This is a genomic window from Saccharothrix ecbatanensis (assembly GCF_014205015.1).
In the GTDB taxonomy this organism is placed as follows: Bacteria; Actinomycetota; Actinomycetes; order Mycobacteriales; family Pseudonocardiaceae; genus Actinosynnema; species Actinosynnema ecbatanense.
Window position 1 is genome coordinate 4,755,824 of record NZ_JACHMO010000001.1, and the last position, 20,386, is coordinate 4,776,209.

At 69.1% G+C, this 20,386-nt stretch carries 16 protein-coding genes; 7 read left to right on the forward strand and 9 right to left on the reverse strand.

What is annotated here, in order from left to right; genetic code table 11:
* Positions 1-2: 2 nt before the first annotated feature.
* The gene (locus F4560_RS19555; RefSeq protein ID WP_184921981.1) at positions 3-1,343 is read right to left on the reverse strand and encodes a glutamine synthetase family protein; all 1,341 of its coding nucleotides are present in this window, start codon (positions 1,341-1,343) and stop codon (positions 3-5) included.
* 127 nt (positions 1,344-1,470) lie between these two features.
* Here F4560_RS19555 and eat point away from each other — a divergent pair, with 127 nt between their 5' ends.
* From eat to F4560_RS19580, 5 genes are all read left to right on the forward strand, one after another.
* Positions 1,471-2,889 carry an ethanolamine permease gene (gene eat, locus F4560_RS19560; protein ID WP_184921983.1) on the forward strand — a complete coding sequence of 473 codons (1,419 nt, stop codon included), beginning with the start codon at positions 1,471-1,473 and terminating at the stop codon, positions 2,887-2,889.
* Between the two features lie 110 nt (positions 2,890-2,999).
* Positions 3,000-3,470 (forward strand): CAP domain-containing protein, encoded by a 471-nt coding sequence (locus F4560_RS19565; RefSeq protein WP_184921985.1) that lies wholly within the window; start codon positions 3,000-3,002, stop codon positions 3,468-3,470.
* A gap of 95 nt (positions 3,471-3,565) precedes the next feature.
* Positions 3,566-4,429: a 3-hydroxybutyryl-CoA dehydrogenase gene (locus tag F4560_RS19570; protein ID WP_184921987.1), complete on the forward strand. Its 864-nt coding sequence runs from the start codon at positions 3,566-3,568 to the stop codon at positions 4,427-4,429.
* Positions 4,430-4,788: 359 nt separating this feature from the next.
* Positions 4,789-5,946, forward strand: coding sequence for a tryptophan dimethylallyltransferase family protein (locus F4560_RS19575; protein WP_312869372.1), 1,158 nt, complete (start codon positions 4,789-4,791; stop codon positions 5,944-5,946).
* Between the two features lie 175 nt (positions 5,947-6,121).
* Positions 6,122-7,489 carry a tryptophanase gene (locus tag F4560_RS19580; protein WP_184921989.1) on the forward strand — a complete coding sequence of 456 codons (1,368 nt, stop codon included), beginning with the start codon at positions 6,122-6,124 and terminating at the stop codon, positions 7,487-7,489.
* A 468-nt stretch (positions 7,490-7,957) separates the two neighbouring features.
* Here F4560_RS19580 and F4560_RS19585 read toward each other — a convergent pair whose 3' ends face one another.
* From F4560_RS19585 to F4560_RS19610, 7 genes are all read right to left on the reverse strand, one after another.
* Positions 7,958-8,551 (reverse strand): GTP-binding protein, encoded by a 594-nt coding sequence (locus F4560_RS19585; RefSeq protein WP_184921991.1) that lies wholly within the window; start codon positions 8,549-8,551, stop codon positions 7,958-7,960.
* Entirely contained in the window at positions 8,532-8,900 is a 369-nt protein-coding gene (locus F4560_RS19590; protein ID WP_033440409.1) for a DUF742 domain-containing protein, read from the reverse strand. Before F4560_RS19590 ends, F4560_RS19585 begins: the two co-directional genes overlap by 20 nt.
* A complete protein-coding gene (locus F4560_RS19595; RefSeq protein WP_033440408.1) occupies positions 8,900-9,337 on the reverse strand; it encodes a roadblock/LC7 domain-containing protein in 438 nt (145 codons plus the stop codon). Before F4560_RS19595 ends, F4560_RS19590 begins: the two co-directional genes overlap by 1 nt.
* A 44-nt stretch (positions 9,338-9,381) precedes the next feature.
* Complete coding sequence (locus tag F4560_RS19600) at positions 9,382-11,799, reverse strand: sensor histidine kinase (RefSeq protein ID WP_184921993.1); 2,418 nt, start codon at positions 11,797-11,799, stop codon at positions 9,382-9,384.
* A 214-nt stretch (positions 11,800-12,013) separates the two neighbouring features.
* The gene (locus F4560_RS19605) at positions 12,014-12,949 is read right to left on the reverse strand and encodes an SMP-30/gluconolactonase/LRE family protein (RefSeq protein ID WP_184921995.1); all 936 of its coding nucleotides are present in this window, start codon (positions 12,947-12,949) and stop codon (positions 12,014-12,016) included.
* A 153-nt stretch (positions 12,950-13,102) separates the two neighbouring features.
* The gene (locus tag F4560_RS45670) at positions 13,103-13,228 is read right to left on the reverse strand and encodes a hypothetical protein (RefSeq protein WP_281391933.1); all 126 of its coding nucleotides are present in this window, start codon (positions 13,226-13,228) and stop codon (positions 13,103-13,105) included.
* 411 nt (positions 13,229-13,639) lie between these two features.
* The gene (locus F4560_RS19610) at positions 13,640-16,624 is read right to left on the reverse strand and encodes an ATP-binding protein (RefSeq protein ID WP_184921997.1); all 2,985 of its coding nucleotides are present in this window, start codon (positions 16,622-16,624) and stop codon (positions 13,640-13,642) included.
* Between the two features lie 285 nt (positions 16,625-16,909).
* On the opposite strand from F4560_RS19610, the gene F4560_RS19615 reads away from it, so the two are divergent.
* Both F4560_RS19615 and F4560_RS19620 read left to right on the forward strand, forming a co-directional pair.
* Positions 16,910-18,058: a hypothetical protein gene (locus F4560_RS19615; RefSeq protein ID WP_184921999.1), complete on the forward strand. Its 1,149-nt coding sequence runs from the start codon at positions 16,910-16,912 to the stop codon at positions 18,056-18,058.
* Positions 18,045-18,233, forward strand: a complete 189-nt coding sequence (locus F4560_RS19620; RefSeq protein WP_184922001.1) for a hypothetical protein — start codon at positions 18,045-18,047, stop codon at positions 18,231-18,233. Before F4560_RS19615 ends, F4560_RS19620 begins: the two co-directional genes overlap by 14 nt.
* Here the strand turns inward: F4560_RS19620 and F4560_RS19625 are convergent.
* Positions 18,176-20,218, reverse strand: a complete 2,043-nt coding sequence (locus F4560_RS19625) for a tetratricopeptide repeat protein (protein ID WP_184922003.1) — start codon at positions 20,216-20,218, stop codon at positions 18,176-18,178. The two genes, F4560_RS19620 and F4560_RS19625, sit on opposite strands and share 58 nt — an antisense overlap.
* Positions 20,219-20,386 lie beyond the last annotated feature (168 nt).

Genomic DNA, 20,386 nt, shown 5'->3' on the forward strand with positions numbered 1-20,386 from the left:
CGCTAGAGCCGTTCGAAACCACGGATGCGCTCCCAATCCGTCACCGACGAGTCGAACGCGGCCAGCTCCACCCGGGCCGCGTTGAGGTAGTGGTCGACCACGTCCTGCCCGAACGACTCCCGCGCCAGCTCGCTCTTCGCCAGCAACGACGCGGCGTCACGCAGGGTGGCGGGCACGGTGGGCTTGTCGGAGCCGTAGGCGTTGCCGATGAACTCGTCCTCCAGCGGCAGCTCGTTGTCCACGCCGTGCAGACCGGCCGCGATCAGCGCGGCGACGGCCAGGTACGGGTTCACGTCACCGCCCGGCACCCGGTTCTCGAACCGCAGCGACTGCCCGTGCCCGACCACGCGCAGCGCGCACGTCCGGTTGTCCTTGCCCCACGCCACCGCCGTCGGCGCGAAGCTGCCCGGCACGAACCGCTTGTAGGAGTTGATGTTCGGGGCCAGGAAGTACGTCAGCTCGCGCAGCGCGGCCAACTGGCCGGCGAGGAAGTGCTCCATCAGCTTCGACATGCCGCGACCCTCGGCGAACACCGGCTCGCCGTCGTCCGAACGCAGGCTGAGGTGGATGTGGCACGAGCTGCCCTCGCGCTCGTTGTACTTCGCCATGAACGTCAGCGACTTGCCCTGCTGCGCCGCGATCTCCTTGGCGCCGGTCTTGTAGATGCTGTGGTTGTCGCACGTCGCCAGCGCCTCGGTGTAGCGGAACGCGATCTCGTGCTGGCCCGGGTTGCACTCGCCCTTGGCCGACTCGACCACCATGCCCGCGCCCGCCATGTTGTTGCGGATGGCGCGCAGCAGCGGCTCGATGCGCGCGGTGCCCAGCAGCGAGTAGTCCACGTTGTACTGATTAGCCGGGGTGAGGCCCCGGTAACCGCGATCCCAGGCGTCCTCGAACGTGTTGTCGAAGACGATGAACTCCAGCTCCGTGCCCACGAACGCGCGCAGCCCGCGTTCGGCGAGCCGGTCGAGCTGGCGCTTGAGGATCTGGCGCGGTGAGGCGACCACCGGCCCGCCGTCCTCCCAGACCAGGTCGCACATGACCAGCGCGGTGCCCTCGTGCCACGGCACGCGGCGCAGGGTGGAGAGGTCGGGGCGCATCACGAAGTCGCCGTAACCGCTGTCCCACGACGACATGGCGTAACCGCCGACCGTGTTCATCTCGACGTCCACGGCCAGCAGGTAGTTGCAGCCCTCGGCGGAGTGCGGCAGGACGACGTCCACGAAGTACCGCGCGGCGCAGCGCTTGCCCTGGAGGCGGCCCTGCATGTCGACGACGGCGACCAGCACCGTGTCGACCTCCCCGGCGTCCACGAGCACGCGCAACTCCTCCACGGCGAGCATCCGCAGTACCTCCAAAGGTATGTCAGCGAGCCATTGGACGGCTCATCTTGACACCATCAGGTGGTCCGCGCCACCCTCCAACCACCCTCCAAAGGAGCGCGACTGACCCATTAGGGAGCGAGCGCAGATGGCCAAGCACGTCGAGTACGAGAAGGTGGGCAGCGATTACCTGGAGCACCGGCAGCTGAAGCGGGGCGCCGCGGGCTGGGTGCTGTTGGCTGGACTGGGTGTCTCCTACGTCATCTCCGGCGACTTCGCCGGGTGGAACTTCGGCATCGCGCAGGGCGGTTGGGGCGGGCTTCTCGTCGCGACGATCCTGATGGGCGCGATGTACACGTGCATGGTGTTCGGCCTGGCCGAACTGGCCGCCGCGCTGCCGGTCGCGGGCGGCGGTTACGGCTTCGCGCGACGTGCGCTCGGGCCGTTGGGCGGGTTCGCCACCGGTATCGCGATCCTCATCGAGTACGCCATGGCGCCGGCGGCCATCGCGGTGTTCATCGGCGGGTACGTGGAGACGCTGGGGCTGTTCGGGCTGACCAACTCGTGGCCGGTGTACCTGGTGTGCTTCCTGATCTTCGTCGGGGTGCACCTGTACGGCGTGGGCGAGGCGTTGCGGCTGATGTTCGTGATCACCGGTGTCGCGGTGGTGGCGCTGGCCGTGTTCGTGATCGGCATGATCCCGAAGTTCGACTCGGCGAAGCTGTTCGACCTGGCCGAGGGCGGCGGTTTCCTGCCGTTCGGGGTGACGGGCGCGCTGGGCGCGTTGGTGTTCGGCATCTGGTTCTTCCTCGGTGTCGAGGGCGTGCCGTTGGCGGCGGAGGAGGCGCGCGACCCGAAGCGCGACATGCCGCGCGGCATCATCGCCGCGATGCTGGTCCTGCTGGTGTTCGCGGGCACGATCCTGGTGTTCGCGCCTGGCGGTGCCGGGTCGGAGGTGTTGAAGGGGTCGGACAACCCGCTGCCGGCGGCGGTGCGCGCGGCGTACGGCGGGGACAACCTGCTCGCGCAGGTGGTGAACTACGTCGGCCTGGCCGGGTTGGTGGCCAGCTTCTTCTCGCTGATCTACGCCTACTCGCGGCAGTTGTTCGCGTTGTCGCGCGCCGGTTACCTGCCGCGGTGGCTGTCGCGCACCGGGAAGCGCAAGACGCCGTACCTGGCGCTGGTCGTGCCGGGTGCGATCGGGTTCGTGCTGGCAGCGGTGACGCGGGACGGCGCGTTGCTGATCAACATCGCGGTGTTCGGCGCGGCGCTGTCGTACGTGCTCATGATGGTGTCGCACATCGTGCTGCGCGTGCGCGAGCCCGGGTTGGAGCGGCCGTACCGGACGCCGGGCGGCATCGCCACGACCGGTGTGGCGCTGGTGCTCGCCGTGGCGGCGGTGGTGGCGACGTTCTTCGTGGACGAACTGGCGGCCGGCATCACGGCGGGCATCGTCGTGGTGGCGTTGGCCTACTTCTGGTTCTACAGCCGCCACCACCTGGTGGCCTCGGCGCCCGAGGAGGAGTTCGCCGCGATCGCGCAGGCGGAGGAGGAGCTGAAGGACTGACCGGCGTGGAGCCGGGTGGCGCGCGGCCACCCGGTTCCACCGATCGTGGAACGCAAGTCCTCCCGGAAGTGGGCACCCCTGGACGGGGCACCGACGAACAGGAGGCAACCATGACACCCAGGATGATCACGGCCGGAGCGGCCGTCGCGGCACTGCTCGTCACGACCGCCCCGGTCACCACGGCCACCGCCGCCCCCATCTACGAGCAGCAGGTCTTCGCGCTGACGAACACCGAGCGGACGGCGGCCGGGTGCCCGGCGCTGGCGTCGAGCGCGCAACTGGACGCGGCGGCGCGCAGGCACACCGTCGAGATGGCGCGGACCGGCAACTTCAGCCATACCGGCGTGGACGGCAGCACGCCCGCGCAGCGCGTCACCGACGCCGGCTACCGGTACCGGATCGTCGCGGAGAACATCGCGGCCGGCCAGACGTCGGCGGAAGAGGTCGTCCGGGCGTGGATGAACAGCGCGAGCCACCGGGCGAACATCGTGAACTGCGAGTTGCGCGACCTCGGCGTCGGCTACGCCGTGGACAGGAACAACAAGCCTTACTGGACCCAGGACTTCGGCGCCCCGGGGTGACCGTCCCCGTCACGGGGGTGACCGTCCCGAAGGGAATCGCACCGGCGGGAGGCCGGGCACGTGCTGCCGGCAGTGCTCCCTGGCAGGATCAGGGCGTGAGTGACATTCAACGTGTTGGAGTGGTGGGCTCGGGCCTGATGGGCTCCGGCATCGCCGAGGTCTGCGCGCGCGCGGGGCTCGACGTGCTGGTGGCCGAGGTCAACCCGGACGCCACCGAAGCCGCGCGAGGGCGGATCGCCTCTTCGCTAGGCAAGGGCGTGCGCAGCGGCAAGCTGTCCGCCGAGGACCGGGACGCCGCACTGGAGCGCCTCCGGTTCACCACAGACCTCGCCGACTTCGCCGACCGTAACCTGGTCGTGGAAGCCGTCGCGGAAATCGAGCACGTCAAGACCGAGGTGTTCACGACGCTGGACAAGGTCGTCGCGGACCGGAACGCGATCTTCGCGTCCAACACCTCCTCGATCCCGATCATGAAGCTGGGCATGGCCACCAGCCGGCCCGAGCAGGTCATCGGAGTGCACTTCTTCAACCCGGTGCCGGTGTTGAAGCTGGTGGAGCTGGTGCCGTCGCTGCTGACCGGCGACCAGACCAAGGCCAGGGCCGAGTCCTTCGTGACCGGTGTCCTGCACAAGGAGGTCATCCGCTCGCAGGACCGGGCCGGGTTCGTGGTCAACGCCCTGCTGATCCCGTACCTGCTGTCCGCGATCCGGATGCTGGAGTCCGGGTTCGCCAGCGCCGAGGACATCGACACCGGCATGGTGCTGGGCTGCGCGCACCCGATGGGGCCGCTGCGCCTGGCCGACCTGATCGGCCTGGACACCACCAAGGCGATCGCCGAGTCGATGTACGAGGAGTTCAAGGAGCCGCTGTACTCCCCGCCGCCGCTGCTGCTGCGCATGGTGGACGCGGGGCTGCTGGGCAAGAAGAGCGGGCGCGGGTTCTACGACTACGCGTCCTGACCACTCGCCCGCGGGCCGTCGACCACAGTGGTCGGCGGCCCGTTCGCATGTCCGGGCAATACCACACGACGCGTGCGGCAGTCACGCCGACAAGATGTCGAACAATTAACAGCAGCATCTTGAATGGCGGGACAAAACATTAGCCGCGAAACGTTCGACCGTACCTCACGGGGGCACCGGCACAAAATGCCACGATGCGTCATCGAAGATCGTCCGGACATTAGTGCGAAAGACTGACGGACGCCTAGTCAATAGGCCATTCGGCGTAGTCTTGATTACGGGCGTCCAGCGTAAGGCAACTGATCGACAGAACCCGTGGGCTGCCTTTAGAGTGCCATACGTCACGCTACGGCCGACCGGTGGACAAGATTGCTTCGCCTAGCGTAACTTTTCGACTCGCCCCCCACGAGGAGAACCCCGCCTTGGACCCTCAAGAAGTCTCCATACGCGATTTCACGGGCCGACAGCTGAGTGCACTTCTGCATTCCGCGGGCATCACGGACAATACCCTTGAATCCGTCGGACTGCTCGCGGACGCACTCGGCCCGGGTGGCCTGCGCCCGGTTTCCACCAGCCCTGCCTGGCCCTCCGGCGTCGCCGACGACCACACCCCGGTCGAGTTCTCGACGGCGTTCGCGGCGGACGAGTCCCCGGTCGTCCGCATGATCGTGGAACCCACCGCGAGCAGGCCTTCCCGCACCGCGAACATGGCGGCGGCGCTCGCCTCGCTCGACCGGATCAAGCGGCGCGGCAACCTGGACACCAGCCGTTTCGACGCCGTTCGGAGCCTGTTCCTGCCGGACGATCCCGGAACGGATTTCACGTTCTGGTATTCACTCGTGTTCCGCGCCGACGCCGAACCCACGGTGAAGGTCTATTTGAACCCGGACGTGCGCGGCGAGGCTGCCGCCGAAGGGCTCGTGCGCGAGGCGTTGGCCCGGACCGGTTTCGCCACCGGTTTCCGGACCATGCGGGACAGCGCGATGACCCGGCCAGGGCTTGACAGGTATTCCTTCTTCGCACTCGACCTGGTCGAACAACGGCAGGCGCGGGTGAAGGTGTACATCTCCCACCACGCCGCGGAAGTAACCGACGTCACTCGTGCGGCTAAGGCGGCGCGCGGGGTGGACGTGGCCAGGGTACCGGACTTCTGCCTGCTCACGGGAGGCAGCACCGGAACGTTCGACAAGCGCCCGCTCATTTCCAGCTACACGTTCCTGGACGGCGACGCCGACGCGCCGAGCGGCTATTCGCTGTACGTGCCGATCAGGGACTACGTGACCGACGACGAGGAGGCCCGGCGACGGGTGCTCGCGGTGATGGCCAAGTACGACCTCGATCCCACCCGGTTCGACAACGCGCTGCGCACCGTCGCACGCCGGCCGTTGGACGAGGGCGTCGGCCTGATCGCCCACGTGTCGCTGCGCATGGGCAGGCCGCGCCCCGGAGTCACCGTCTACCTCTCGTCCGAGGCCTACGACGTGGCGACGCCGCGTTCGATCAGCCTGGCTGTCTAGGCGGTGTTTCGAAAGCCCGTGTTCGCGATAGCCGCGCCGGATGCGGCCCCTGGCGGCACGGGCCGAGGGCTCCGATACAACACCGGTATCGGAGCCCTCGTCCCGCACCGCCAGGAACCACCCCGATCACGACTCTCATCGAACGAGACTTCCGAAACACCGCCTAGGAGTCACCATGCCGATCATGGAGCCGTACCGCATCAAGGTCGTGGAGCCCATCCCGATCACCACACGCGCGCACCGCGAGCGCGCGCTGGCCGCCGCCGGGTACAACCCGTTCAACCTCGCCGCCACCGACGTGACGATCGACCTGCTCAGCGACTCGGGCACCGGCGCCCTGTCCGCCGAGCAGCAGGCGGCGGGCATGCGGGGTGACGAGACCTACGCGGGTGCGCGCTCCTACCACCGGTTCCACGACGTGGTGTCGGAACTGACCGGGTACCCGTACGCGTTCCCCGTCCACCAGGGACGCGCGGCCGAGCGGATCCTGTTCACCGCGCTGATCAAGCCCGGTCAGATCAGCGTCAGCAACACCCACTTCGACACCACCCGTGCGAACGTCGAGATCGTCGGCGGCGAGGCGGTCGACCTGCCGTGCCGGGCCGCCGACGACCTCGACAGCGACGCGCCGTTCAAGGGCGACATCGACCTGGAGGCGTTGGAGGCGGTCCTGTCCAGCCGGCGGGACGTCGCCGTCGTGCTGATCACGATCACCAACAACGGTTTCGGCGGGCAGCCGGTGTCGATGGGCAACATCAAGGCCGCGGGTGAGATCGCCCGCCGCCACGGTGTGCCGTTCTTCCTCGACGCGGCCCGCTTCGCGGAGAACGCGTGGCTGGTCACGCAGCGGGAGCCGGGCTACGAGAACCACACGCCGCGGCAGGTCGCGGAGGAGGCGTTCCGGCTGTCCGACGGGTGCGTGGCGAGCCTGAAGAAGGACGCCATCGTCCACATCGGAGGGTTGCTCGGGCTTCGTGACCCGGAGCTGGCGGCCAAGTGCGAGTCGCTGCTGATCGCGACCGAGGGCTTCCGCACGTACGGCGGTCTGTCCGGCCGCGACCTGGAGATGCTGGCGCAGGGGCTGCGGGAGGTGACCGACCCGGAGTACCTGCGGGCTCGGGCCGACGCGACCTCGTACGTGGCTTCGCTCGCGGCGGCGGCGGGCGTCGACAGCGTGCGGCCGACCGGGGTGCACGCGGTGTACCTCAACGCCGGACGCCTGCTGACGCACCTGCCGCCGAGCCAGTTCCCGGGGTTCGCCCTGGCCAGCGAGCTGTACCTGGCGGGCGGCATCCGGTGCGCCGAGCTGGGTTCGCTGTACCTCGGCGAACTGGACGACGTGGGTGAACTGCTGAAGCCCGCGCCGTACGAACTGGTCCGCCTCGCCATCCCGCGGCGGGTCTACACGCAGAGCCACCTGGAGTACGTCGGCGAGACGTTGGCGGAGATCGCGAAGGAGCCCGAGCGGGTGCCGGGATACCGGTTGACGCACGCGCCGAAGCTGTTGCGGCACTTCAACTGCAAGCTCGCGCCGGTGGTGTAGTCCGACGGTCGGCTCGTGGTTCTTCTCGGGACCACGAGCCGCTGGCGAGGTGCGCCTCACGATCTTCGCGGAGCTGCGTGCCATGCCGGGCGAGTGGGGTTTCACGAAGCGCCGCAGTACCGACGCCGCAGCCATACCCCCACCGCGGGCTATCCACAGGCACCGCGCACAGTGCCCGAATTGTCGGCCCCAGCCGGCAGAATCAAGACAGGGGTCCCCTGCGGGGGACCCCTGCGAAGCAAGACCGCGCCAGGCCGTGGCCGGCGCGGCAGCCACGCGAAGCGATGACCGCGCCCAAGCGCGTACCAGGGCGGCAACCGCGCGAAGCGGTGACCATGCTCAAGCCGCGACCCGGCGACAGCCACGCGAAACGGCGACCATGCTCAAGCCGCGACCCGGCGACAGCCACTCGAAGCGGCGACTGCGCCCAAGCCCTGGCCAGAGCGGGGAACCGCGTGGGGCGGTTCCCTAGGCCATCGCGTCGAGCCGGTCCATGGTGTGCTGGATCAGGCTCACCAGCACCGTCTTCGCCGACTCACGATCCCGCGCGTCGCACAGCACCAGCGGGATCCCGGCGTCGACGTCGAGAGCCCGCCGCACCTCCTCCGCCTCGTACGCGTGCCCGCCCTCGAAGCAGTTCACCGCGATGATGAACGGGATGCCGCGCCGCTCGAAGAAGTCGATCGACGGGAAGCTGCTGTCCAACCTCCGGGTGTCGACCAGGATCACCGCGCCGATCGCGCCGTACGCCAGCTCGTCCCACATGAACCAGAAGCGGTTCTGGCCGGGGGTGCCGAACAGGTACAGCACCACTTCCGGGTTGATGGTGATCCGGCCGAAGTCCAGGGCCACCGTGGTGGTCTCCTTGGCCTCCAGGCCGACCACGTCGTCGACCCCGACACCGGCCTCGGTGAGCAGCTCCTCGGTGTGCAGCGGCGGTATCTCGCTGACGGAGTTGACCATCGTCGTCTTCCCGGTGCCGAAACCACCGGCGATGACGATCTTCACTGGGGTGGGGACCAGCAGTTCCCCACCCGGCCGCTCAGATTCCACGGACACCATCCAGCACCGCCTGCAGCAAGTTCCGGTCCGGCACCTGCGGGACTCGGGAAGGGTCTCTGATCACCACGTCACCGCGTTGGATGAGGTCGCTCAACAACACCTTGACGACCACCAGCGGCACGTCGAGGTACGCGGCGACCTCGGCCACCGACAACGGCCGCCGGCACAGCTCCATGATCTCCATGTGCTCGACCGCCAGCGCGTCCGGGTCCGACGGCGACGGCATCGCGCGCACCTGCGTCACCAGGTGCAGCTCCGGCCGCAGCGGGCGCGTGCGGCCGCGCACCATCGCGTACGGGCGGACCAGCGGGCCCGCGGCCTCGTCGTACCACCAGTCCTTGCCGGCCATCAGGACGACCTTCGGGCGGCGGGCAGGCTCGCGGCGGCAGTGCCGCGCGGCGCCGAGGACAGGTAGGTGCCGACGCGCTTGACGAGCATGTTCATCTCGTAGGCGATCATGCCCATGTCGGAGTCCTCTTCGCCGAGGACCGCCAGGCACGCGCCGTGCCCGGCCGCGGTGACGAAGAGGTAGGCGTGCTCCATCTCGACGATGGTCTGCCGCACCGCGCCGCCCCCGAAGTGCCGCCCCGTGCCGCGGGCGAGGCTCTGGAACGCCGACGCCATCGCGGACAGGTGGTCCGAGTCGTCCTTGGACAGCCCCGGCGAGCGGCCCAGCAGCAGACCGTCCGCCGAGAGCACCACCGCGTGCCGAGCTCCGACCACCCGGGAGACCAAGTCCTCCAACAACCAGTTCAGTTCGTTGTGCTGGCTGGTCATGTCGTTCATCGGGTTGCCTTTCCGGTTTCCAGTCGTCCGGCCACTGCTGCTGGTCAGGGTTCGAGGTCGTCGGGTGTCCGACGGGCGTCGCGTGTGCCCCGTTGGAACGCCGACAGGCCCTTGCGGACCTTGTCGGCGGACTGCTCCGGGTCGACCTCGACGAGCGGTTCGGGCGAAGGGTGGAAATCGTTGCGCACCAACTGCGGCGCCAGGTTCTGCTGCCTGCGCCGCCTGGGCAGTTCGGGTCGGTCGGCACTGCCGTTGGTCGACTCCGAATCCGCCGCGGGCCACTCGGACGTGGCCCGCTTCCGCTGCGGCAGTTCCAACTCGCCGCTGCGCTGCGACAGGTCCAGCCCGCCGCTCAGTCGTTCGACCTCTGGAAGGGGATCCTCGGTGACCGCGGCCTCGGCCTGGGCCCAGAACCCTTCCAAGTCTCGGGAACTGTCGGGAAACCTGGCGTCTCGCACTGAGTCGTCGCCCTGCTCGGGGATGTCGTGGAAACTGCGGCGCGGCAGCTGCCGGGTCTCGGCCGCCTCGGTCGCCGTGGTGGGGCCCGCGACGATCGCGGACGGGATGAGCACCAGCGCCAACGTGCCGCCGTAGGGCGACTCGCGCAGTTCGACGTGGATGCTGCGGCGTGCGGCCAGCCGGGCCACCACGAACAGGCCGAGCCGGGACTCGCCGCGCAGGCGCATCGCGTCGAACTCCGGCGGGTCGGCCAGCATCGCGTTGTGCTGCTCGCGGTCCTCCGGGTTGATGCCGAGACCGTGGTCCTCGATCTCCACCACGATGCCCTGCGGCACTTCGCTGGCGTGCACCTGCACCTGGGAACGCGGTGAGGAGAACGCGGTGGCGTTGTCCACCAGCTCGGCGATCAGGTGGATGGTGTCGGCCACGGCCGCGCCCACCAGCGCGGTGTCCGGCACCGGGTTCACCTTGACCCGGACGTACTGCTCGGTCTCCGCGACGCCGGCGCGCAGCACGTCCAGCAGTCGCACCGGCTTGCGCCACTGCCTGCCCGGCTGCTCACCGGCGAGGATGATCAGGTTCTCCGCGTTGCGGCGGGCGCGGGTGGCGAGGTGGTCGAGCTGGAACAGCGCGTCGAGCTGCTCGGGGTTCTCCTCCTCCCGCTCCAGCTTGTCCAGGATCTTCAGCTGGCGGTGCACCAGGCCCTGGTTGCGGTGCGCGATGTCGAGGAAGACCCGGTTCACGCCTTCACGGGCCTGGCTCTCCTTCACGGCCGCCGCGACGGCGGTGTACTGGGCGGCGTTGAACGCGTCGGCCACCTGGCCGATCTCGTCGCTGCCGTAGTCCAGCGGCGGCACCTCGACCTCGACGTCCACGTGCTTGCCCTCGCGGAGCCGTTCGACGATGTCGGGCAGGCGTTCGTGGGCCAGTTGCAGCGAGTCCTTCTTCAACGCCGTGAGGCGCGTGATCAGGGCGCGGTTGACCAGGCGGTTCGACGTGCGGATCGCGATCATGATGCCGATGATCACGGCGAGCAGCGCGACCAGGCTGCCGATCAGCACGGTGCGGAACTTGCTCTCACCGCGGTCCATGGTGAGGTTCACGGCGCTGGCGGCCTGCTCGTTGACCAGCGCGGTCAGCTCGGCCGAGATCGGGCCGCTGATGCTCTGCCAGTCCTGGAGCGACCCGGCGGTCGACGGCTTCTGGCCGTTCCCGATCAGCTTGCCCTCGAACTCGATCAGCCGCTTCCAGTCGTCGCCCTCGATCATGAACTGGTAGTGCTGGCGCACTTCCGGCTGGGCGTAGGGGGCGATCGACTCGTACGAGGAGTGGTAGGCGCCGACGAGGCTGGCGAACTCGATGTGCTCCTCGGGCGAGAACTGGCCCGCCGCGAGCGCGCCCGAGGCGAGCGAGGTGGCGCGGGACATCCAGTCGGCGGCCTTGAAGTACTCGGTGGCGGTGATCGCGCCCTTCAAGGACTCGTGGTCGGGCACCACCCGGGCCTGCACGCTGAACAGCGCGTGCCCGGCCTCCAGGAGGTTGTTGTAGTACGTGTAGATCTCGGTCTTCGAGGCGCGTCTCGCTTCGAGGGCGGCGCGGCGCTGCGGCAGCTGGTCCAGCAGCACGGTGAGCGCGTCGATCCGTTCGACGATCTCCTGCGGCGCCTGGGTTGCCAGCTCGTCGAACGCCGTGCGCATCTCGGTCACCGCGCGGTCGGTCTCGCCCTGCTGGACTTCGAGGTCGCTGGTGCCGCGGTCGGGCTGGCTCAGCGCCGTCATGCTCAGCTCGCGTTCCTTCTGGAGCGCGGCGAACGTCTCGACGGCCGGGATCGAGGCGTCCTTGACACCGGAGGCGACGGCGCGCAGGTAGAAGCCGTCGAACACGGTGTAGGAGGAGAACAGCGCCCACATGATGAGCAAGACGATGCTGGGGACGACGACGACACCGGTAAGTCGTGAACGGATCGTCTTGTAGTTCGTCTCCGTGGTGCTCTTCTGCTTCACAGCGCTCCGCAGCCTCGTCCGTTGGCAGGTCAGGCGTAGCTCTTATGCCACTGCCTCTTCTTCACCCGATCGGCGACGGAACGGTAACACTCTGAAGATCATCATTACGAAGAGACAGCGATCACTTGCGCGACGCGACGGTCAGGCTACCCAGTCGAGTGACGCCGCGAACAGGGGGCCGATGTGAACTTCTCGACATCGACCCCCTGGACTTTCAGATCCTGGGAACGGAAACCGCGTTGTAGTTCGTCGTCGGCGTCGGCGGCGTGGTGAAACGGGCGTTCGGCAGGTACAGCCGGTGACCGAAGGACGCGACCGTCGTCGGCACGTCGAACCGCGCGTCAGTGATCTTGGTCACGAGCTTTCCGGTGGTCCCGTCCAGCGCCAACGTGAACACCGCGACCGTGTTGAGCCGGTTCTGCACCACGTAAAGGGTCTTGCCCTCCACCAAGAGCCCGTCACCGTTGGTGAGCACCTCGCCTTGAAGGTCGACGAGAGTCGTGCGCCCCGATTCCTTGTCCACCCGATGCAGTTGCCCGGTGTTGCTCTGGACGATCAGCAGCGCTTGGCGGTCGGGGGTCTCCGCGATGCCGTTGGCGTTGTTGACGCCGGGAGTGAGGACGAAGTCGCCGGTCAGCGGAATGGCGGTGTGGGAGTCGGGCAGCGAGCCGTGCCGGCCGAACGCGACCCGGTACAGCACCGCCTTGCGCGAGTCGGTGAAGTAGGCGGCGTCACGGGTGATCGTGACATCGTTGACGAAAGTGTTCGTGTCGTTAACGAATTTGTAGGACTTGAGGACCTCTCCGGTCCGCGCGTCGACAACCCGCCCGTCACCACCGGCGCCGCCGGACACGAACAGCCTCTGCCGCCGGTCGACCTTCAACCCGACCGAAGCCGTCCCCGGCCCCTGGCTGAACACCTCGCCGCGGCCGGTGCGCAGGTCGACCCGGAACAGGTCGCCGTCGGCGCGCGAGCCGAAGTAGGCGGTAGGGGCGGAGCCGATCGCGATGCCCTCCGGCAGGAACCCGTCGGGCAACGGGAACTCCGTCGGGAAGGGCTGGTGTGCTTGCTCTGCGGTGGCGGGCGCGGCGGTGATGAGGGAGGCGACCCCCAGCACCACGGCTGCCAGCGCACCGAGTGTCCGAGACATGACCACTCCTTCTTCGCTTGTGAGGCGATCCGGAGTCTTTCGCAGCTCGCGTGGCGGGGAGTAGGAACTGCGAGCCTCTACAGCAAACCGACAGGGTCGGCCGGAGGTCGGGGCCGGCCCGGTGCACGCGACCGGACCCGACCTCCGCGTGCATCAGGCGGGCTGGACCACCTGGGCGTCGTTCGCCTCGTTGATCGACCAGTAGTCGGTCCCGACGGGGACGGCGAGGACACCCAGTAGAGCGAACGTGGTGCCGATGCGCTTGAAGCGAGCGGTCAAGGGTCTTCCTGTTCTACGCGTGCCGGTGGGAGGGGACCTCCGGCCCCGACTTCGGAGCCCTCTTGATCTTGTCAGAGCGTCCGGGAGCCCCGGCATTCGGGGCAGCGATGCAGGTAGGGCCGAACGGGCGTATACCGTCAACGAACCCTCACGATCGCGCGATGCCCGCCCCAGTGGGTCAGCGCCAGTGAGCAGGATCGGAGCACGGCGACCCGCGATTCCACCCGATCAACGCAAGGCTGGTCCGTTCGGATGATCACTTGCTGTGATCGTACCAGTGGCCACTACTACTTTCGCGCCGTCGCCACTGTCACCCGAGCCGGGATCATCGGCCTACCCAGGCGATAGGCCCCGCAAAATGCGGTGACCCCCACCTGTACGTGCCGGGGTCGCCAACCGCCGACCCTCCGCTCAGGGGTGCAGGGTGTCGCTTCCGGTGCCGGAGCGCTGGTCCGGCCACTGCTGATCCGGCCGCTGCTGATCCGACCACTGTGGATCGCGGGCGGTGGGCACGGTGCGGTCGCCGGTGAACGGGTCGAGCTTGGCGGCCACCTCGGCGGCACGGGGGTCACCGGCCTCGGTGAAGATCCCCCACGCCTGCTCCCAGCCCTCTTGCGCCGCGGCGTACGCCTTCGCCTTCCACCTCAGTTCACCGAGCAGCAGAAGCACCTCGGCCTTGTGCCTGGAGTTGCCCACCCGGTCGAACAACTCGACGGCGCGGCGGGCCCAATTGGTCGCTCCGGCCAGGTCGCCGCGATTCAACCGGATCACGGCCAACACCTCGTACGAACGGGCGGCGACCGCCAGATCCCTGGTCCGCGCGGTCAGCTGGATCGACTGCGTCACGTAGTCCTCCGCCGAGCCCAGCTCGCCCCGCATCCTGTGCAGCTCGGCCAGCTCGTTGTAGGTGTCGGCGAGGCCGGAGTGGTTCTGGAGCTCGCCGCGCAGCCGAAGGGCGTCGTAGAAGAACGTGGACGCGTCGACGCGGTTGTTCTGGGACATCGCCAACACGCCCAACCGGTGCCGAGTGCCGGCCTCGAGTTCGCCCTCGCCGATCTCTCGGGCGATGCGCAAGGCTTCCTGGTACCGGCCTACACCGACTTCCTTCAGTCCTTCGGCGATGTCGACCCGCGCCAAGTTGTGCAGTGCCGTCGCGATGCCGCGTTCACTGCCCATTTTCCGGGCCATCAGCTCCACGAGGTGGAAGTGCTTGCGGGCTTCGAAGAACGCCTCCTGCTGGAAGCAGAGCAACCCGAGGTCGTTCAAAGCGGCGGCCTCGGCATCCGCGCTGCACTCCAGCTGGGCCGAACCGACCACGAGGGTAAGCACCGAGCGGGCTTCCTCGTAGTAACCACACCTCCGGAACATGTCGCTGCTCGCGTGGGCGATCTTGGATACGCGAGAGTGCATGCCCTGGCGTGCGGCCAAATCGATGACGGCGCACAAGTTCGCACGCTCGGCGATGAACCAGTCCTGCGCCGCACGATCGTGGGCGAAGTCGAGCGGCAGGACGTCCGCCACCGGCTCCCCCACCGGCACACCGTCCCGGAACGGGAACGCCACCGAGTCCGCCGCTTTCGCGGTGTGCAGGAAGAAGTCGACGAGCCGCAGTTCGGCGAGGTCGCGTTCCGCCTCGGGTTCGTCCGCCCGCGCGCACTCCTCGGCGTAGTCGCGGAGCAGGTCGTGGAACCGGTAGCGGCGCAGCGAGCCCGGCTGTTCGAGCAGGTGCGCCGACGCCAGCAGTTCCAGGCAGTCCAGCGCGGCCGACCTGGTCGAGCCGAGGATCGCGGTCGCCGCGTCGACGCTGAAGTCCGGCCCGGGGTGCAGGCCGAGCAACCGGAACGCCCGGCGGTCCTGCTCGCCCAACGCGCGATAGGACCAGGAGAACACCGTCTTGAGGCTGATGTCCCCGGTGTCGCCGTGGTTGCCGAGGTCCAGCAGTCGGCGTTCGTGGCGCAGTTGGGCGACGAACTCGGCGAGTTCCGCGCCGGGGCTCGCCGCGATCCGGTGGGCCACGATCCCGATCGCCAACGGCAGTCCTCCGCACAGCGCGACCAGGTCCGCCACGGCGTGCCGGTCCCGCACGGCGCGGTCGCCGATGCGCGCTTCGAGCATCCGCGACGACTCGGCCGCGGGCATCGGCGCCACCGGGAACGCGCGCGGACCGAGGCCCGGCAACCGGTTGCGGCTCGTGACGAGCACGGTGCAGTCCCGCAGCAACGCGAGCAGCGGCGTCACTTGGGGCAGACCGCGGACGTTGTCCAGCACGATCAGCACTTGGCGGTCCTGCAACGTGGACTCCAGCCGCCGCGCCCGCCGGTCCGCGGTGCCGAGGTGGTCGACGTCGACCCGGAGCGCTTCGAGGAAGCGGTCGACCACGACGCCGGCGTCCAGCGCCTTGTCCTCCGAGAACCCCTTCAGGTCGCAGTGCAGCACGCCGTCCGGGAACAGGTCCGCCACCCGGTGCGCCCAGTGCAGCGCGAGCGCGGTCTTCCCGACACCGGCGGCGCCGTCGAGCATGACCACCCCGGGCCGTGGCGCGTTCTTCGCGCAGCCGGTCGCGGCGTCGATCTTGGCCAACAACGCGTCCCGACCCACGAAATCCTCTGCGCCCTGCGGCAGTCGCCTTGGCGTGCTTCCCCGTCGGCCCGGCGCCGGCGATTCCACACGTGCGGGCTCGGTCAGGCCCTGGTAGAACTCCTTGAGAGTCGCCGCCGCGGCGTCCTCGAAATCGTCCTGGAGCCGCCGGCGCATGGTGTAGTAGTACGCGTCCGCCTCGGAGCGCAGGCGCAGGCCGCGCATCGCCTCCAGCCTGCACATCACCAGCGGCAGGTACGTCGAGTCGGCGGCGGGCAGTCCGTCGATGTGCGCGAGCGTGCCGCGGAAGTCGTTGTCCTCCAACATGCTCCTGCACAAAGTGCCCTGGAGGGGCAGCCACAGGTTCTCGCGGGCCTGGCGACGCCACGACCGCGCGGGTTCGCCGGGCAGGTCGGCGAGGGGGACGCCGTCGGCCCAGTGCTCCACCGCCTCGCGGATGATCCGCACCGCCGCGCCCGGTTCCCGGATACCGCGCGCCCGGTCGAGCAGTCGGGCGGATATGAAGTAGTCGATGCTCGTCGGGAGCGCTTTCAAGCGGTACGCGCCTTTTCGCGCCTCTAATTCCACGCCGACGTTCATCGCGGTCAAAGCCCGCTTGATCCGACCGGCGTAGTTGTAGAACGTCTGCGCAAGATTTCGGGGCAGCGGGTCGTCTTCGTCCCACATCCAGGCGACCAGTTCGGAGATCGTGAACCAGCTCCCCGGACGGGTCAGCAGCACACCAAGCATCCCCCGCGGCTTCGGCGGGGCCCAGCTCTCGTGCAGCCGGGAGCCGATACGCAGCCTCGTTTGACCCAAGATCGAAAATAAGCAGGTCACAGCGCCACCCCTCGCTGACGTCCAGTCGGAGTGTGACGGAGAAAGCGACTGACAGGCAATTACCGTTGCGTAATCGCGATTAGCGTTCTGACAGATCCATGACAGCCCCGTGGTGGAACAGGCCGCAACTTTGCGGAACAGCACGTGCAGCACTGCTCCGGACAGCCCGTAGAGGGTTTGGAAAGACCTGCGTGCAGCAGATCGACAGGTGCGCACCGGATTCTCGGGACGACGAGATCGACCTGATGAATGGGGGTGTGCCACATGATCGGAGATCATTGGACGAACGGGCCCGTCGGGCTCGGCGCGGCGGGCCGGGTGACGCGGGCGGGGTGCAAGTCCGTGCTCGTGGTCGTGCCGCACGTGGTCGCGGGGACGCGGTTGGCGGACCTGCTGCCGTTGCTGGAAGCGGACCACCGCGTGCAGGTGCTGTTCACCATCGAGGGGTCGGTGCACGGCACGGAGGAGTTCACCCGCCGGCTCGGCGGGCACGTCCTGCCGTGGGACCAGGCGATCCGGCAGCGGTTCGACCTGGTGCTCGCGGCGAGTTTCCGCGGGCTCGACCGGCTGCACGGGCCGGCGCTCGTGCTGCCGCACGGGGTCGGGGCGCTGAAATCCCGACTGCGGCCACGAGCCTCGAACGCGCTGCCGGCGCACGGCCTCAGCCGGGAGCAGTTGGTGCGCGACGGGCGGGTGGTCGCCGCGGCGTTAGCGCTGTCGCACCAAGACGAACTGGACGCGTTGCGCGCGTCGTGCCCGGAGGCCGAACCGGCCGCGGTGGTGGCCGGTGACATCTGCCTCGACCGGATGGTCGCCGGCCTGCCGTACCGGGAGCACTACCGGCGGGCGCTGGGGATCACGCACGATCAACGGCTGGTGGTGGTCAGCTCGACGTGGACGCCGCACTCGGCGTTCGGTGCGCACATCGGGCTGTACCGCACGCTGCTCGACGCCGGTCACCCGGTGGCGGCGGTCCTGCACCCGAACATCTGGAGCGTGCACGGCGCCAGGCAGGTGCTCGCCTGGCTGCCGGACGGGCTGCTGGTGATCCCGCCGGAGGAGGGGTGGCGGGCCGCCTTGATCGCGGCGGACGTGGTCATAGGCGACCACGGCTCGTGCACGCAGTACGCGGCGGCGATCGGCAGGCCGGTCCTGCTGACCCCGCTCGCGGAAGGTCTGCTGCGCGAAGGAAGCCCTGCCGACGTGCTCTACCGACGTGTGCCCGTGGTCGACCCCGGCCGCCCGGTGCTCGACGACGCCGTCGTCGTGCCGGGGATGGCCGAGGTGATCAGCTCGTGCCCCGGCGACGCAGGCGTCGTCCTGCGCCGCACGATGTACCGCCTCATGAACCTGTCCGAGCCCGCGCGTGCGGTGCCCGTGTCGCCGGTGGAGGTGCCCCGTGTGGTGGGGTGACTGGCAGACGGAGGCGCCGGGCGTGTGGCGGGTGGTGGGCGGTCCGTGGGACGGATTCGTGGTGGCGGACGGCGAAGTCGCCACACGGCGCTGGGTGGCGGTCGCCGATGTGGTGGTCTACTCGGCCAAGCGGGACCGGACGCGGTCCGGCACCGGCTCGCCGGCACTGGTGTAGGTGTCCGCCGCCGCCCTGACGTGGTCCTGCTCCGCCGCCCGTTCACCACGACGGGCCGCCACGTCGGCGAGGAGCAGGAGCACGTCGGCGACGTAGCCGGGCGACTTCGTCTCCGCCATCACGGGCAGGGCCTCGCCCAGGAGCCGGGCCGCCTCGTCCACGCGGTCCAAGGCGAGGGTCGGCACGGCGAGCACGGTGCGGACCCGGGCCAGTTCGAGGACCTGGTTCAGCTCCGCCATGATCGACGCGGACGTGGTGAGCTCGGCCACGGCGTCTTCGTGCCGTCCCAGGTCGGTCAGCGCCTCACCGATCCTGCGGTGTGCCAGTGCCTCGCCGCGCCGCCTGCCCAGCGCCGATTCGATCCCGAGCGCCCGCCGGAAGTACTCCAGCGCGCTCTCGGGATCGCCCTGCTTGCGGGAGATGCGGCCGAGTTGCCGCAACGCGGTGGCGACCGAAGCCCGGTCGCCTTCGCGTTCGGCCAGTTCCAGCGCCGTCGACACTTCACGGGACGCGTCCTCCTGCCGTCCCGCGTTGAGGTAGCCGATGGCGAGCTGCATCCTGAGCCGGGACTGCGCCACGGCGTGGTGGTCGAGTCGCGCGGCCTCCGCTCCGGCTTCGGACACGGCGATCCAGTCGGCGATGTGGTGCCGGTGCAGGAAGAAGCCGAACATGGCCTCGGCCGTCTGCCAGGTCAGCGCGTGCCAGCCGCGGTCGGCTGCCTCGCGGATCGACTGGACCAGGTTCGCGCGCTCGGTCTCCAGCCAGTCGAGCGCCGGGGCGGCGTGGTCGAACGCCGCGACCGCCGACGCATAGCGCGGTCCGAGGCGAGGCCGGTCCGGCACCACGGCGAGGTCCGCGGTCACCGCCCGGTCCAGGTACCACTCGACCACTCGGCGCACCACGGCCTCGTTCTCCGTCGCCGGGTCGCCTTCGGTCTGCCGGCGGGCGTGCAGCCGGAGCAGGTCGTGGAAGCGGAACCGTTCGTCGCCCACTTCCGTGAGGAGGTTCTTCTCCACCAGCTGCTCCACCACCGCACGCACCTCTTCCTCGGGTTCACCGGCTGCCGCGGCCGCGGCTCCCACACCGAACGACACACCCGGATGCAGGCCGCACCTGCGGTAGACCCGGGCGTGGTGCGCCGGAAGCTCCGAATAGGACAGATCGAACACCGCCTCGACCGAAAGCTCTTCGTCCAGCTTCAACGCCGTCAGACGTCCCGCGCGCAGAGTCCCGACCTCCATCGACAGCGAGCGTTTCGGCCTCGTTGACAGACGGGCGCCCACTACCGACAGGGCGATTGGCAGTCCACCGCAGAGCCTCGCCAGTTCGCGCGCCGCGCCGAGTTCCGACGCGACCCTCTCACCCAGCGCGCGGGTGAGCAGTTCGACGGAGGCGTTCTCGTCGAACGAGCCGACGTCGACGAACCGGGCGCCATCGGCGGCGAGCCCGCTCAACCGCCACCGGCTGGTGACCACCACGGCACTGCGGGACGACGCCGGTAACAGCGGCCTGACCTGCGCCGCGGACACCGCGCCGTCCAACAGCAAGGCCACCGCCCGTTCCGCCGTGAGCGTGCGGAACGCGGCCTGTCTTCGGGCCAACCCCAACGGGATGTCGGCGGACGGGACGCCGAGCGCGAGCAGGAACCACTCCAGCACTTCCGTGGGGGTGACCGGACCGTCCACGCTGTCGATGCCCAGGTCGACGTACAGCTGACCGTCCGGGAACCGGGAGCTGGCCCCGTGCAGCCACCGCAGCGCCAGCGACGTCTTGCCCACCCCGCCTGCACCGCTCACCACCGCGACGAGCGCCTCGTCGACGTCCAGCCAGTCGTCCAGCTGGGCCAACTCCCTGCCCCTGCCGGCGAACAGCTTCGGCGCGGGCGGGAGTTGGTGCGGTATCACCGCTTCGACCCGCGGGCCGTGAAAGTGCACCGCCCCGATGCTGCCCGCCTGCACCACCTGCCCGCTGACCGTGCCTGACATGGAATTGTCGCTGCTGTGCGGCAAGTCGCACCCCTCCCCTGACCTCGCCCTCCACCGCAACACGCGGCAGGCGATGGGACAACAGACAGGAAGAGTGGTTCGACGGCGATCTCGGCCAGTGGTCCCAAGTTAGGGGGTGATTTCGGTAACGAACAGATAACGGTCAGG